We start from the raw sequence: 12,623 nt of genomic DNA, 5'->3' as shown, positions 1-12,623 counted from the left end.
AGCCGTTCAGGCGTCCCGGGCCTCCGGCGCGTGGGGTGAGGATCGCAGCGCGAGTGCGATGGCGAGTCGCGCGAACAGGGGGATCGTGATCAGCACCGGCTGGGCGTAGATTGGCGCGACGAAGCTCGTCACCAGAGCGAGCAGGGCGCCGCAGATGACGCCCCAGCCGCGCGCGCGGACTGCGGCCAATTGCACGGGGTCGGCATCGGACCCGGCATAAGGACGGCCGGTGACCTTGCGGATCAGGAACAGGTTGAGCAGGCCGGTCGCCAACAGCAGCGCGTTGTACAGAACGGTGGGAACGACCTCGCCATAATTCCCGCTCATATACGCGGTTGCGAACGGCATCAGCACGATCGCGCACAGCATCGCCAGATTGGGCAGTACGAGGCCCGGCGCATAGTGGCAGGCGAGGCCGAACGCGCGGTGGTGACCGGCCCAGAACGCCCCGATCACGGCGAAGCTCACGAAGAAGCCGGTGAAGCTCGGGAACAGTTCGGCGAGGGCCCGCACGTGGGCGGCGCTGTCGGCACCATGCGGGAGGTGCGGCACGTGGATCTCGATGATCAGCAACGTCATCGCGATCGCGAACACCGCGTCCGAGAAAAAGGTCAGGCGCTCGAGCAGCGCCGGCGGCCCGACATGCGCGGCAAGGCCGTCCGAACTATCCGGTTGCACGATGTCCCCCTTTCACCCTTCCACTGCGGCGGTCTGCCCGAAAGCGCATGGCATTGCCAGCCGCTCTTGCGCTTGGTTCAGAGCTTGAGTGACGCCGATGGTCTGATCCGACAGGATCAGGCTCTATGCGGCTGCTGAGTCGAGGCCTTCGATGATCGCCTGCACCAGCGGGCTCCCGAAGAATGCGGTCAGCACCGGCGACAAAGCGATCAGCGCCTTGATCAGCGATGGTCGCAGCAGCAGGTTGCCGGCCGATCGCCAGGTCGATCCGGACAGCGCGCCTCGTGAGGGCGGGAAGCGCCGGCGCGGGGTCATGAAAGCCCGGGAAAAGATCAGCGCGAGCGCAAGGACGATGCTGTCCAGTGCCGCATAAAAGAAGCTGAGCGCCGTCATCGCTTGTGCGAGGACCGGACTGCCACCGGGCGTCGCTCGGGCTACCGCATGGATGGGCCAGCTGGCGAAGACGATGTCGGTGAGCGTGATCGCCGATAAGGTGATGCCGCCGGCCGCGAGCAGGCGCAAGATGACGTGGTCCCGCGCCAGCCGCGCTCGATAGCTTTCAGGGCGAACGCTCATCCGGCTTGCGGAGGTGATGATGAGCATGCTGCCCAGGACGAAGATGGCGGCGGTTTGACGGAGGATGTTGAGCAGGATCTTGAGCCGCAGGAGCGCTCCGATCCAGTCCCCGTCCGGCCAGTCCCAGACCTCGCCGAACCCGATCTTCGTCGCGTTTCCGCACAGAAAACCGCGGCTTACCGGGATGTGCGGGTGGGGCGCGCCGCAGGTGAGGATGCGGGGCAGCTCGACCATCGTCATTTTGCTGTCGAACGACAGCCAGGCGGCTCCAAGCGAGATGCAGGTCAAGAAGAGCAGTGACGCGAATGCCGGGCGGCGCGACAAATAGCGTCTTAGAAGCCCAGCCGAAGCCAATATGATGGCGAGCGCGACGGCACCTGCGAGCAGCGCGATTGCGGCCCAGTATAGCGTATGAGGAAGATCAGCGGGCGAGAAGGGGGCAGGCGGCGATGTCTCCAACGATCCGGGGTCGAGCGCATGCAGGAGGATCGGAGTCAATCTGCTGCTTGCCAGTGCATAGAACAGGAAGATCGACACAAACGCGGACAGGCAGGCGAGCATGGATCTCGCCTGATTTCGTCCAAGATTGCTGCTCTCGCCTGCCATCTTTGCTCCTCGTCACCAAGGCTGCACCGTGCATCGGTATTGATGCAAGCCACTCTTTGCCCCGCTTTGGAGGGATACTATCCGACCGCCGGTTTTGATCGTGGCGGCTGATCGGGGCCATCGCTTATGAGCCACATTGGGGAGTAGAGAGCGTTGCGATGTCTGCTGCAGCCCCGCCCCACGGTTCAACAGGCGTTCAGCCCTCCACCTGAAGATCGCTTCAACCCATTGGAGGAACCGATGCGTCTTCTTGCGTTTGCGGTGCCGTTCATGCTCCTCTGTTCCGCCGCGCAGGCGGCGCCCGGAGCCAGTGAGATCGATCGTGGCCGGGTTGAGACGGAGGCGGACGCGGCGCTTGCCTCGATGGTCGATCCTGCGGGGTCGGGCGCCGCCGTCCTGATCGCGCAAGGCGAGGCGATCCTCTACCGCAATGCGCACGGTATGGCGGATGTCGCGCTCGGCGTCCCACTGACCCCGGACCACGTCTTTCGCATTGCTTCCATCACCAAGACGTTCACGGCGGGCCTGATCGTACACATGGTCGAGCGCGGTGAATTGTCTCTGGATGCGCCAGCCGGCGATTATCTCCCCGATCTCGGCCTCGACCGGAGGATCACGGTGCGGCAGCTCTTGAGCCACACCGCGGGCATTGCCGATACAGACGTGCCGCCTTTGCCGCCCTTCGGTCCCGGCGAGATCCAAATCGAGGCACAGCTTAGGCGGATCGCTGCCCGGCCGCTGCTGTTCGTCCCCGGAGGCGATCAACGTTATTCGAATGCCGGCTATGTGCTGCTCGGCGGCATTATCGAGCGTCGCTCGGGCCAGCGTTGGGAGGCGGCGCTGCAGGATCGACTGTTCCGACCGCTCAGCCTTCTGCACACCGGCTACGCAGATGCGGCGACGATCGTTCCGGGACGAGTTGCGGGCTATTCTGGCGAGCCGGGTGCACTCCGCAATGCCGATCCGGGGAACGTGTCGGGCCCGAAGACCGCAGGGGCACTGCACTCGACCCTGGACGATCTACGAACATGGTTCAGCGCCCTTGCCCACGGACAGGTGGTGCGCGCACCGTATTTCGCCGCAATGACCACCCCCGCGCGCGCCTCCGCGGCGGTGCAGGATCGCTACGGCCTCGGCCTCGCTTTGTGGCGGGTCAGGGGCGAGGAGGTGATCGGGCACACCGGTCAGATCGGCGGCGGCGCCTCTGCTCTGATCCATATCCCATCGCGTGACACGGTCATCGCGGTGCTGGCGAACAATGACAGCTTCGATGCGCAAACTCTGGCACGCCGGCTTGCCGCCATCGTAATCGGCAGACCCTATCCGATCGCGCGCCCGGCCCTCCTCTCGGCGGAGTCGCTCGCGTCGCTGGCGGGGACCTACGGGGACGATGCGCGAAACAGGCGTACGCTCGCCGTCACCGGTCATGCTCTCACGTTGGTACGGCCGGACCGCCCGCCCATCCCGATGATCGTCGATGGGGACGGCAAGCTACGCTTCGTTACCGACGATCTGAGCTATTTCGAGCCGATCCGTGATCGCCGCGGCCACGTCGTGCGGCTCGACCTCTATTCGCGCGGTGAGGGACCGCCGGTCGCATACCCCAGGCAGGTTCTGCGCGGCGACACGGCTGTGGACCGTTGACGGCCCGCGCAGAGGCCAAGTCATTGCCCAGAGATGCGGTCGAGGGCAGCACGAAATACGGATCGCCAGCGCCGTCGCCGCCGATGCTGCTGCGTTGCAGGCGGATCGGCCGCCTTGCGTTCGGCCAGCACGGCCGCGGCAACGGCGTTCACCAGCGGCCCCGGGCCGGACAGGGTTAGACCCATGTAGGTCTCGCGTTCGACGAGGAGGCTGGCATCACCGAGCTTCCACAGCACCGACGACCAGGATTGCGTGCCGGCGAGCCCGCCATGTCTGGAGATCGGTTGCGCGCCGATCCGCTCCAGCATGGCCTCGACGTCGGCGAGCAGCGGCTCGTCCCATTCGTCGCCGAGCACGACCGCGATCTCCGACGATCCCTCCAGTGCCGTCATTTCGCGACGCAAGCGGCCGGGCGTTTCAATCGCCCTTCGGGCCGAGATAATCGGGTCCGTAGACCGCCTTGCGCAAGTCGCGGTGGAGCGTGCCGTCGAAAGGTACGGTCTGAACGAAAAAGACGGCGGTGAGCTTGTTGGCGGGATCGACCCAGAACAGAGTGGAGGCCATTCCGTCCCAGAAGAATTCGCCGAGCGCGCCGCGGCTTTCCTGAGCATCCTTGGGCTGGCCGGTTCGGACGAAGAAATCGATTCCGAAGCCGCCATTGCCCTTGCCCGGCAGCCACAAGCGGTCGGTGACACGCGGATCGAGCTGGTCGGTCGCCATCAGCTTCACCGTCGACGGCTTGAGAATGCGGACGCCGTCGAGGCTGCCGCCGTTAAGCAGCATTCGGGCAAAGCGCATGTAATCGTCGACCGTCGAAGCAAGACCGGCACCGCCCATGGTGAGCGCCTTCGGGGCGAAGTTCATCCGGCGGTTGTCGGTATCGGGAACGCGGTCGAGCGTCCCGCCCGGCTTCTTGGCGTAGACCGCAGCGAGCCGCCCGAACCGTGCTTCCGGCTGGGTCCAGCCGGTCTCGCGCATGCCGAGCGGCTGCAGGACGTGGGCCTGGACATAATCCTCGAAGCGCTGACCGGAGAGTTTCTCGACGAGCAGGGCCTGAACGTCGACGGCGGCGCTGTAATGCCAGCGTGTGCCCGGTTCGAACAGCAAGGGCACCTGCGCCAGCCGTCGCCCGAGCTCGGCGAGATCGATGTCGAGCTTCAGCGGTATCGGATCGAGCCGATCGAATTCCTGCTCGGGGAAGCTCGGGCCCGGGCCGTAGCCGAAGCCGGCGGTGTGGCGGAGAATGTCGCGGATCAGGATCGGCCGGTCGGGCGCCTTCAGGATCGGCTTGCCGGCGGCGTCGGTACCCGCGAACACCTTGGTTTCGCCGAATTCCGGGAGATAGCGGGCGAGGGGGTCGTCGAGGCCGAACTTGCCCTGCTCCCACAGCTGCATCAGCGCCACGCCGGTCACCGGCTTGGTCATCGAAAAGATTTGAGCAAGCGTGTCTCGGGCCATGGGCCGCTTCGCCTCGCGATCGGCAAAGCCGGACGTTCCGAAATAGACTTCGCGGCCATCCTGGAACAGCAGCGCCGAGACACCCGAGGCGCGCCCGCTCGCGACCATGTCGGCGAGGGTGCGATCGATGCGCGCCTTGTCGATCCTGATTGCGGACGCGGCGGCGGCGCTCGTCGGCGTGGCAGCAACGAGCGTGGTCGGGGCGAGGAGCAACGACAATCCCGCGGCAGCCGCCAAAATTCGTGACATCATTCCCTCCCCAACGGTATTCTTGAAAAAGGCTTAGCGGCCGAACTTCCGGCTGTGAAGCAGGCGCTCTTCCGGACTCCGATCATCGGACACCGCGGAGAATCGTCGGTTCGCAGCCGTGCTTGAGCACGGCTGGACGGCAGAGGTTTTTGGGCATCTGCTTTTCGTCGCGATGCTTTAGGCTGCCGTCATGTCCGAAGGCCTTGCCCCCGACACAGCCGTTGCCAAGCTGCATGCGACATTCGCGCGCCGCGACACGCCCGAAGCCGTGGCGGCCATCATCGGCCGATCCCTGCCGCCCGCAATCGCCGCACGCTTCGCGGCCATGATTGCTGCCAGGGTGGCGGTCTCCCACGCGCAGAGGTTCGGGTGGTCGTCCATGCCCTCGGTGTTCGAGGCACCGGCAGGTTCGGCGGCGAGGTTCGACAGGGCGCGACAACTCGCCCTGCTGTTCCTTGGCGCAGAGTTTCCTGCCGGCGACGACGCTGAAGCGATTGCGGGCCTGGTCGCCGAAATGAACGCGCTGATCGGCAAGCGCCCGGGCGCGGCGGGCTTCAAGGCGGATCGGCTGAGTCGTTCGCAGCGGTCGGATTGCGGATTGCCGCTGTCGCGCCGGCGCTACGACAAGCTGTTTCGGCTGGCGGGCCGGCTCGAAGCCAAGCTGGTGACGTTGCGGGCGGAGGAGGCCAAGCACCGGTTGCTGCTCGTCGCCAGAGCCGGGCTCGCACCCGAACTCGGCATCGAGCAGCTCCGGGGCAGCCTGCCGACGGCTGCGTTCGTCGCTTATTATGCCGCGCGCCTGAAGCTTCGCAGCGAGTTCACCATCGATGGTCAGCAAAAGCCTTTCGACGATCTCGCCGCGGAATTGCTGCACTGGTGTGAGGAGGATCCGGGCACGGACTGGTACGCCATCGCGCACGTGTTTCCGCGGGCCGACGTGCTGGCACGCCTCACCGAGCGGCAGAAAGGCATACTTCTCGGCCGCTGGTTCGCGATCCTGATCGAGCTCGCCGGCCGGCTGGAGGAGACATGGCGCCGGAGCGACATCGATCTTGCCACCATGATCGTCCGGCGGGGCAACGATTCCAGTACCTGGAACCTGTTCGCCGCCGCCTGGAACCGCGCCCGCGAGCATTGGATCGCGCTGGTGGAAGCGCTCGGCATGGAGGCCGTCCTGGACGAAATGTTGCCCGGCAAGGTCATGCGCTTGATGGCGGCGGATGTCGCCGCGTGGCATCGCATGGACGGCGGCGATGTCCATCCCGACACCAAGGTCTGGCGCGAATTGCCCAAGCCCTGGGCGGTCCTGCGCTCGGAGATACGCTGCACCCGCGCAACGATCGAGGCCGCGTGCGCCCGCGCGCGCCTCGACCCCGTCGCGAGCGGATGGTCGGCGGCGCGGCAACGGACGATGGTGCAGACCTTTCGTCCGACGCCCGAACTCGTCCACGGCGTGGATGTCGGCAATCCCTATCTCGCCCGTCTCTTGAAGCGCCTGGGAGTATTCAGCGGCAAGCCGATGCGCACCGACCGGCTGTCCGATCTGGAGCAGGGTTGACCGCGGGGCATGATCGCGCGACACAAAGGTGCCACCCGGTAGCTCAGTGGCAGAGCGGTCGGCTCGTTCTCCGACTGGACGCTGGTTCGAGCCCAGCCCGGGTGGCAAACTTCAGACGCTGGACCATGATCGTCTGAGCTGAAAGCGCTTCGCATTTCTACTGAAGGCGTGAATCTTGCTCCAGGAGCGCAACGGCCGGCGCGCCTCAGCCGTGGCGCGCCATCGCCGGAGCTTCGCTGCGGAATATCCGGCGGATGCCTTCCCCGGCGAGGATGGCCACGGCCCCGACCCCGTAGGCGACGAAATCGATCGGGTCGAACCCGGTGCCGAGCACCACCCGGGCGATCGCATTTCCATGCAGCCCGAGGGTGCCGAGCAGATCCAGAAACTGGGCGATCTCCACAACTATCGCGATCAACAGGGCGAGCGCCGTTGCGGTGCGCACGCGGATGCGGAACGCCGCCCGCAGCGCCAGATAAACGAGCAAGACGGCAAGGCTGTCGCCGCCATGAGGGCGAACGATCGTATCGCGAACGCCGAGCGCGATCACCAGTTCGAGTCCCAATATCGCCACAGCCGCGGCTGCATATCCTGTTCTGCGGCTCGGCATCAGGAAACGAACTCCACAGTATGACCCGCCGCATGCTGAGACGGTGGCGCTGGGGCGATCCGGCCGCTTCGCTGCCCACGCGCCCCGCTCGGGCTACGGTGGAGAGGTCAGTCGAGCGGCGTGTCCGCGCGCTCGACGCGATTGTCCACGCCTGAAACATCGCGCCGGATCTCGTCCGACGAGAAATAGCGGACGTCCTGGTCGGACCCGGCCACGACCAGCGCGCCACCGGGCGCGAGATTGACGCTGACCTTGTTGCCGGTGCCGGAAATGTCGATCGCGGCGCAGGTCCCGGTCAATCTCACCACGTGGCCGCTGCCGGCGACGATCACCGTGCGGCCCTTGCACGGCAAGGTCGCCTTGTGGCCGACTCCGGCAATGTCGATCGTGGTCGCGGTCACCTCAATCGGCCCGACGCCGCCGGTCTGGGCCGAACCGAACAGAAGCAGCAATGGCGCAAACAGCATGGAATCTCCTTCGTCAGGGGCGAAACGCCCGCCCGCGGCCGCGACTTCGCACGGGTCACGGGCTTCGTACAGACAGTTGGCGCGATGAGGCTGCTCGCCGCGACCGAATTGACCGTAAATACGGTGGTTTTTCGGTGCAGACATCCCGTCGTAACCGGACCTGATTTCTCGGGGACGCATGCACCAATGCGTCCCGCTCCGCGACCGAGAGCTGGATCGACGCCGCGGGCCACGAGGCGGTCGCGGCGGGGCGGGCAGTGATATGCTGGTCCTCGGCCTTCAAACAAGGGCTGCCGCGCCCCCTAGCCGAGGAACCGCTCGCGGCCTTGATGGCTCTCGGCGGAGTTCGAGGCGCGGCAGATGAGAACATAGAGGAAACATGTGTGTTCGTCAATGATCCCGCGACGTGAGAAGGCGCCTTCCGCGCGACGCGTCCATCAGCTTTGAACGAGGTGTCGCTCGGCATTTGCGGAGACCAGGACTACCGGGTTCTAATTGCTTGCACAGCGACCGCCAGCAACCAATCCCAGCTTTGGTCAACCGAAGGGGCTCTTCAGGATGAAACAGTTCATCGCGATCGTCGCCGCAGGCTGCGTCGCATGCGCCACCACCGGCGCTCCTTCGGGCCTGGCCGCCGATTACGATGTTCGGTCAATCTTGTCGGCCTTCCAAGCGGGTACGGCTCCCCAAGGGCGCCCTGTCTCCGTTTCGGGATACCTGACCTTCGGCGACGACAAGCACAATCTTTGGGCGAGCGAAAAGGATTGTCGGGACCTGCGAGAGGCGGTGCCGCCGCCGGGCGATCCGGCATGGCGCAGGTGCGTCGCGCTTGCGGATTACGGGCGGTTCAGGAGCAAGCTCCTGAAGAATGACGGCAAAAGCGTGGTTATCACGGGCACATTGGTTCGCCACGTTCCGGATCCGGACGAGATCAATCTCGGCGCCTGCAGCGATCTGCAGATTTCCCTTGGAGGCGAGGTGGCGCGGGTCGCCGCGCCGTAGTGGTACAAAGGTTCGTGCGGCGCTTACCGGAAGCAGAACATCGTTCGTCTTCCAGAGGGAACGATGCAATGGCTCGACTACCGCGCGGCCGATCTCGTTTCGGCAAGCAGGGCCTGCATCTCAGCCACGGTCATCTTCGACAGCGCGTCGCCGGCGGCGTCGCTCGCCTGCCGATCGCCGTTGCCTTCGCCGACGATCGTGTAGCCGCCATCCCTGCCCGGCTTGAGGAAGAAGTAGAAGGGCGAGGCCGGATTACCCGGGGCGGAGACGACCACCATCGACAATTTGTCCGCGCAGCTGAGCACGATCCAGTCCGTGCCGCCGAAGCGCCTTTGCACGCGCCCTGTTTCGCACGCCATCGGCGGCGCTTCTGGAGGCTTGGACGGCGCGTTGCTGCCGCCGCTCGGCAAGGCCTGCGCGATCAGGAGGACCAAACCTGGTGTCAGCATCAGGGTCTTGCTCCTGCTCTCGCACCTCATCTGACTATCGTCGCAAATCGAACATAGCCTGCTCCCTACGCTGAAGCTATGCAAGCGCTGTCATGCTCAAGCGGCCGCAGCGCCGAAGCAGGGGAGAGGCGATGCGTGGTCGAAACTTGATCGTCGTGGCGGGACTTGCCGCGGGCTGTGCGCTTGTGGGATCGGAGGTCCGAGCGCAGCCCGCTCCCAATCCCGTGCCGCTCGCCGCCGATGCGAGCGAGTTCGCGCGACATTTCGCGCCGCCCGGCACGACGGCCGGCGCGCCGGACGCGGACGGGTTCATCCGCCGCTGGCTGCTGCTGGAGCCGATCGACAAGCCCAATCGCAGCAATGCCGGCTTCACCGGCAGCTATGTCCGCGAAGCGCTCGCACCGCCCGCTTTCGCGGGCAACCTCCTGAACGTGCCGCGGGACGGCAGCGTCGTGACGGCGGGCGAGCCGCTCCGCTGGCACGCGCTCGATTCCCGGTCGTTCGACGTTCGCCTGTTCAATTTCGCCCAGGGCCTCGGCAAGCGGACCTATGGCGTGATCTTCTGGGCCGCGACCGTGATCGACAGCCCCGTCGAGCGCCGGAACGTCCGGATGGCACTCGGCTCCAACTCCGCCTCGATCTGGTGGCTCAACGGCAAGGAGGCGGCAGGTCTGTTCGACGACCGGCGGATGGTAATGGACGATGTCGTCTCGCCGCGCCTGACCCTGCGCAAGGGCCGCAACGTCGTCTGGGGCGCGGTGATCAACGGGCCGGGGCTCAGTGATTTCTGCGTCCGCTTCCTCGACGATCAGGGCGCGCCGATCCGCGGCCTTGCGGTGCGAACCCGATGATGGTGCGCGTCATCGGTGCAGGCGGAAAGCAAGAAGGGGTGGGTATGAAGTTCAAACCTGCAGTGGCTGCGTGCCTGGCGCTTGGCCTGTCGGCGGTGCCTGCCTCGGCGCAACTCGCCGGCAAGCCCTTCATCCACGATCCGTCGACGATCGTGGAATCCGGTGGACGCTATTATACGTTCGGAACGCGGGCGGGCGGTCTCGTCTCGGACGACGGCTGGACCTGGCTGCCAGGACCGGTCCGCCCCGGCGGCGGCCTCGCGCCCGACGTGATCAAGATCGGCGATCGCTATTATGTCGCTTATGCGGTCGGCGGCGGCGGCATGAACGGCGGCCATGCGAGCCAGATCAAGGTCATGTGGACCCGGTCGCTCGACCCTAAGTCCCCGGATTTCGAGTATCACGACGTCGGCGTGGTCGCGTCGAGCGACGGCCGCGAAAATGCGGACGCGATCGATCCCGCCTTTCTGCTCGCGGGTGCGCGACTGTGGCTGAGCTATGGAACCTATTTCGGTTTCATCCGCATCGTCGAGCTTGATCCTGCCACCGGCGCGCGCCGGGCCGGCAGCGCGCCGACCGACATCGCGATCGACATGGAGGCGACCGCGCTCCTGTACCGCGACGGTTATTATTATCTGCTCGGCACCCACGGCACCTGCTGCGACGGGCCCAATTCCACCTACAACATCCGGGTCGGCCGCTCCCGCGACGTGCTCGGCCCCTATGTCGATCGGATGGGTATTCCTCTCCTGAAAGGCGGCGGCACGCTGGTCGCCGCCGCGCACGGCCGCGGCATCGGACCGGGCCATTTCGGCCTGATCCAGCTCGGCGACGGCGTCGAGAAATTCTCGATGCATTACGAGGCCGACATGCAGCGTAGCGGCCGCAGCGTGCTCGCGGTCGAGCCCTTGCGGTGGCAGGACGGCTGGCCGGTTGCCGGCGAGAACGTGCGCCTCGGTACCTACGAGATCCAGTCGGCGCGCAGCGGCAATGCGCTCGAACTCGCGGTCGACTTCAAGCGGATCGACTTCGATTCCCGCCGCAGCTTCATGGCCTCGCCCGACGACCCGGTCCAGCCGATCCCGTCGCAATCTCTTGCGGAGGATATGAAGGGGTGGCCCGCGGGAACAGTCGGCGTCGATCTTGCCGCCTACATGGTGCGGCCGCACCAGCATTGGACGGTGACTCCGGTGGCGGAAGCGGGCGGCTTTTTCGGCGCGCCTTATTACCGGATCAGCATCGCCGGGACCGAGCGCACCTTGGCAGCCGCGGCCAATGGCGAGGTCGAGGCGGTGCCCCGCTTCACGGGCGCGGACGCGCAGTTATGGCGGATCGACCAGCTTACCAACGGCCGTTACCGGATCATGCCGAAGACCGGGACGGCGGCCGGCAAGGATGCGGCGCTGATCGCGATCGGCGCGAGCACGCCGACACTGGCGCGCTTCGATCCGGCGAACGACGCCGGGCAGTGGAGCTTCCGTCTGCCCTGAGCCGGTTCCCGGTTCGGGTCAGGCGAAATCGCCTAGCCGTGCTGCCTCTTCCTCCGCCTCCTCGGCCCTGTTCGGGAGCGTCGCCGAAGGATGAGGGGTCTCGCTCTCGATGTCGAGCGCGCCCGACATGTCCTTCTGATCAGGCTCGTTGCCAGGCTTCGGATGTGTGGTCATGTTGCGTCTCCTTTGCCGTCCCAACGCACAAGCCGGCGCGAGGGGCCGCAACTCGTCCGGAGGCGAAGGCAGTCAAGCTGAGCACGCGGCGCGCCGGTTGCGCTGGAGATTTGCTGGACGCTCAGCGTGCCCGGAAGGACGTTCAGCAGCGGGCCTCTGCGCTCGATGCGGGCGCGATCCTCAGGCGGCGCTTGCCGAAATAGCTGAGATCCATGAGGATTTTCACACGCTCGCCCTGTCGGGAATAGACGGCCTGATCGCCTTTCCGATCGTTGCCGGTGAAACATTCCTTCCACCCGGTCTTCTTCAAGCTCTCGCTGACGGCGAGGAAGGCATCCTGGTCTCGATCGTGCCAGAGCGTGACTTGCGCAAAGCCCTTGCTCCCGGCCGATCCGCCCAGATCGACGGCGGCATTGAACGGACCCTTGCCCTCAAACGTCACGCCTCGACGGAAGCAGCGCAGGCTGGTCGTATCCTCGATGCATCCGCCGAACCCGGCGTAACGGGCATCGGAGAGGCTGCCGCTGACCGGCAGATCGCCGAAGGCAAGATGTGGAGGAGGAGGTTCATACTCGCCGCAGGACGTTGCCGCTGCGAACAGGCAAAGTGCGGCGGTGCGGACAAACCAGAATCGGACCTTCTCCCCGCCCGGCGCAGAAGCGGCCTCGTGAACGCCACTCGACATCTATGGTCCCCCTGATCGCGCGTGCGGTTCATGGGCCGGATTCTTCCCGCATCACCTCGAGCCGCGTCGCAGTCACCCCTCGCACTCGAGGGTAGCGTGCAGCGAATGGATGTAAAGACTTGCCAC

The 12,623-nt window shown here is 65.9% G+C and carries 14 protein-coding genes and 1 tRNA gene; 6 read left to right on the top strand and 9 right to left on the bottom strand.

Translation table 11 applies throughout. From position 1 onward, the window contains the following. Positions 1–6: 6 nt before the first annotated feature. Together ETR14_RS04935 and ETR14_RS04930 are read right to left on the bottom strand one after the other, a co-directional pair. Complete coding sequence (locus ETR14_RS04935; protein ID WP_129383630.1) at positions 7–678, bottom strand: TMEM175 family protein; 672 nt, start codon at positions 676–678, stop codon at positions 7–9. A gap of 123 nt (positions 679–801) precedes the next feature. Beyond that, positions 802–1,494, bottom strand: coding sequence for a hypothetical protein (locus ETR14_RS04930; protein ID WP_129383629.1), 693 nt, complete (start codon positions 1,492–1,494; stop codon positions 802–804). Positions 1,495–2,100: 606 nt separating this feature from the next. On the opposite strand from ETR14_RS04930, the gene ETR14_RS04925 reads away from it, so the two are divergent. Continuing rightward, positions 2,101–3,504 carry a serine hydrolase gene (locus ETR14_RS04925; RefSeq protein ID WP_129383628.1) on the top strand — a complete coding sequence of 468 codons (1,404 nt, stop codon included), beginning with the start codon at positions 2,101–2,103 and terminating at the stop codon, positions 3,502–3,504. A 20-nt stretch (positions 3,505–3,524) separates the two neighbouring features. Here ETR14_RS04925 and ETR14_RS04920 read toward each other — a convergent pair whose 3' ends face one another. Together ETR14_RS04920 and ETR14_RS04915 are read right to left on the bottom strand one after the other, a co-directional pair. After that, positions 3,525–3,896 (bottom strand): hypothetical protein, encoded by a 372-nt coding sequence (locus tag ETR14_RS04920; RefSeq protein WP_129383627.1) that lies wholly within the window; start codon positions 3,894–3,896, stop codon positions 3,525–3,527. A gap of 25 nt (positions 3,897–3,921) precedes the next feature. Continuing rightward, positions 3,922–5,214, bottom strand: a complete 1,293-nt coding sequence (locus ETR14_RS04915) for a serine hydrolase (RefSeq protein WP_129383626.1) — start codon at positions 5,212–5,214, stop codon at positions 3,922–3,924. A gap of 187 nt (positions 5,215–5,401) precedes the next feature. Here ETR14_RS04915 and ETR14_RS04910 point away from each other — a divergent pair, with 187 nt between their 5' ends. Together ETR14_RS04910 and ETR14_RS04905 are read left to right on the top strand one after the other, a co-directional pair. Continuing rightward, the gene (locus ETR14_RS04910) at positions 5,402–6,769 is read left to right on the top strand and encodes a hypothetical protein (RefSeq protein WP_129383625.1); all 1,368 of its coding nucleotides are present in this window, start codon (positions 5,402–5,404) and stop codon (positions 6,767–6,769) included. A 32-nt stretch (positions 6,770–6,801) separates the two neighbouring features. Next, positions 6,802–6,874, top strand: a tRNA-OTHER gene (locus ETR14_RS04905). Positions 6,875–6,974: 100 nt separating this feature from the next. Here the strand turns inward: ETR14_RS04905 and ETR14_RS04900 are convergent. Together ETR14_RS04900 and ETR14_RS04895 are read right to left on the bottom strand one after the other, a co-directional pair. Continuing rightward, entirely contained in the window at positions 6,975–7,343 is a 369-nt protein-coding gene (locus ETR14_RS04900) for a DUF2809 domain-containing protein (protein ID WP_165356317.1), read from the bottom strand. Between the two features lie 143 nt (positions 7,344–7,486). Further along, complete coding sequence (locus tag ETR14_RS04895) at positions 7,487–7,846, bottom strand: DUF3060 domain-containing protein (RefSeq protein ID WP_165356316.1); 360 nt, start codon at positions 7,844–7,846, stop codon at positions 7,487–7,489. A 558-nt stretch (positions 7,847–8,404) separates the two neighbouring features. Here ETR14_RS04895 and ETR14_RS04890 point away from each other — a divergent pair. Continuing rightward, positions 8,405–8,848: a hypothetical protein gene (locus ETR14_RS04890; RefSeq protein ID WP_129383622.1), complete on the top strand. Its 444-nt coding sequence runs from the start codon at positions 8,405–8,407 to the stop codon at positions 8,846–8,848. Positions 8,849–8,925: 77 nt separating this feature from the next. Here ETR14_RS04890 and ETR14_RS04885 read toward each other — a convergent pair whose 3' ends face one another. Continuing rightward, positions 8,926–9,297: a hypothetical protein gene (locus ETR14_RS04885; protein WP_129383621.1), complete on the bottom strand. Its 372-nt coding sequence runs from the start codon at positions 9,295–9,297 to the stop codon at positions 8,926–8,928. Positions 9,298–9,428: 131 nt separating this feature from the next. Between ETR14_RS04885 and ETR14_RS04880 the strand changes: the two genes are divergently transcribed. Then, entirely contained in the window at positions 9,429–10,148 is a 720-nt protein-coding gene (locus tag ETR14_RS04880) for an acetylxylan esterase (RefSeq protein WP_129383620.1), read from the top strand. Positions 10,149–10,192: 44 nt separating this feature from the next. Beyond that, positions 10,193–11,638 carry a family 43 glycosylhydrolase gene (locus ETR14_RS04875; RefSeq protein ID WP_129383619.1) on the top strand — a complete coding sequence of 482 codons (1,446 nt, stop codon included), beginning with the start codon at positions 10,193–10,195 and terminating at the stop codon, positions 11,636–11,638. Between the two features lie 18 nt (positions 11,639–11,656). Here ETR14_RS04875 and ETR14_RS28130 read toward each other — a convergent pair whose 3' ends face one another. Together ETR14_RS28130 and ETR14_RS04870 are read right to left on the bottom strand one after the other, a co-directional pair. Then, entirely contained in the window at positions 11,657–11,812 is a 156-nt protein-coding gene (locus ETR14_RS28130; protein WP_165356315.1) for a hypothetical protein, read from the bottom strand. Positions 11,813–11,954: 142 nt separating this feature from the next. Then, positions 11,955–12,497, bottom strand: a complete 543-nt coding sequence (locus tag ETR14_RS04870) for a hypothetical protein (RefSeq protein ID WP_243455770.1) — start codon at positions 12,495–12,497, stop codon at positions 11,955–11,957. Between the last annotated feature and the right edge of the window lie 126 nt (positions 12,498–12,623).

The sequence above is a fragment of the Sphingosinicella sp. BN140058 genome, assembly GCF_004135585.1.
Lineage (GTDB): Bacteria > Pseudomonadota > Alphaproteobacteria > Sphingomonadales > Sphingomonadaceae > Allosphingosinicella.
The sequence above is the reverse complement of the archived record's forward strand: the minus strand, read 5'-3'. Positions and strand labels throughout refer to the sequence as shown.

Bases quoted from the DNA above. Each gene is read 5' to 3' on its own strand.
- ETR14_RS04920 (WP_129383627.1), bottom strand. From the start codon at position 3,896: ATGACGGCACTGGAGGGATCGTCGGAGATCGCGGTCGTGCTCGGCGAC.
- ETR14_RS04910 (WP_129383625.1), top strand. From the start codon at position 5,402: ATGTCCGAAGGCCTTGCCCCCGACACAGCCGTTGCCAAGCTGCATGCG.
- ETR14_RS04870 (WP_243455770.1), bottom strand. From the start codon at position 12,497: ATGTCGAGTGGCGTTCACGAGGCCGCTTCTGCGCCGGGCGGGGAGAAG.
- ETR14_RS04890 (WP_129383622.1), top strand. From the start codon at position 8,405: ATGAAACAGTTCATCGCGATCGTCGCCGCAGGCTGCGTCGCATGCGCC.
- ETR14_RS04895 (WP_165356316.1), bottom strand. From the start codon at position 7,846: ATGCTGTTTGCGCCATTGCTGCTTCTGTTCGGTTCGGCCCAGACCGGC.
- ETR14_RS04880 (WP_129383620.1), top strand. From the start codon at position 9,429: ATGCGTGGTCGAAACTTGATCGTCGTGGCGGGACTTGCCGCGGGCTGT.
- ETR14_RS04930 (WP_129383629.1), bottom strand. From the start codon at position 1,494: ATGACGATGGTCGAGCTGCCCCGCATCCTCACCTGCGGCGCGCCCCAC.
- ETR14_RS04885 (WP_129383621.1), bottom strand. From the start codon at position 9,297: ATGCTGACACCAGGTTTGGTCCTCCTGATCGCGCAGGCCTTGCCGAGC.
- ETR14_RS04925 (WP_129383628.1), top strand. From the start codon at position 2,101: ATGCGTCTTCTTGCGTTTGCGGTGCCGTTCATGCTCCTCTGTTCCGCC.
- ETR14_RS28130 (WP_165356315.1), bottom strand. From the start codon at position 11,812: ATGACCACACATCCGAAGCCTGGCAACGAGCCTGATCAGAAGGACATG.
- ETR14_RS04875 (WP_129383619.1), top strand. From the start codon at position 10,193: ATGAAGTTCAAACCTGCAGTGGCTGCGTGCCTGGCGCTTGGCCTGTCG.
- ETR14_RS04915 (WP_129383626.1), bottom strand. From the start codon at position 5,214: ATGATGTCACGAATTTTGGCGGCTGCCGCGGGATTGTCGTTGCTCCTC.